The following is a 646-nucleotide window of genomic DNA, read 5'->3' on the forward strand; positions in this document are numbered from 1 at the left end:
AAGCGACCCAACCTGCTGCTGCACGACCCGCAGCGGCTGATCCGCCTGCTCACCCACCCGCAGCGCCCGGTGCAGCTGATCCTGGCCGGCAAGGCGCACCCCGAGGACCGCCGCGGGCAGGCGATGATCCGCCAGTGGGTGGAGTTCGTGCGCCGGCCCGAGGTGCGCCACCGCGCGGTGTTCCTCGCCGACTACGACATGCAGCTGACCGAACGGCTGGTGCAGGGCGTGGACGTCTGGCTGAACACCCCGCGCCGCCCGTGGGAGGCCTGCGGCACCAGCGGCATGAAGACGCTGGTCAACGGCGGCCTGAATCTGTCGGTGCTGGACGGCTGGTGGGCGGAGGCCTACACGCCCGAGGTCGGCTGGGCGCTGGGCAATGGCGAGCAGGACCCGGACGAGGCGGTCCAGGACGCCCGCGATGCCGAGGCGCTGTACGCGCTGCTGGAGAACGAGGTGGTGCCGCAGTTCTACCAGCGCGACGCGCAGGGCATCCCCACCGCCTGGGTGGCGCGCATGCGCCAGAGCATGGCGCGGCTCACCCCGCAGTATTCGGCGGCGCGCACCGTGCGCGAATACACCGAAACGCACTACCTGCCGGCGGCGGTCGCCTACCGGGAGCGTGCGGCCGAGCGGGGCGCGCGCG

General features: G+C 72.9%; 1 protein-coding gene. It reads left to right on the plus strand.

The window, feature by feature from the left end; all coding sequences use genetic code 11:
* Positions 1-646 (plus strand): alpha-glucan family phosphorylase (glgP, locus tag AS93_RS19840; RefSeq protein ID WP_037010143.1); only part of this gene is annotated, 646 nt, incomplete at both ends.

This window comes from Pseudomonas sp. RL, from assembly GCF_000647775.1.
In the GTDB taxonomy this organism is placed as follows: Bacteria; Pseudomonadota; Gammaproteobacteria; order Pseudomonadales; family Pseudomonadaceae; genus Serpens; species Serpens flexibilis.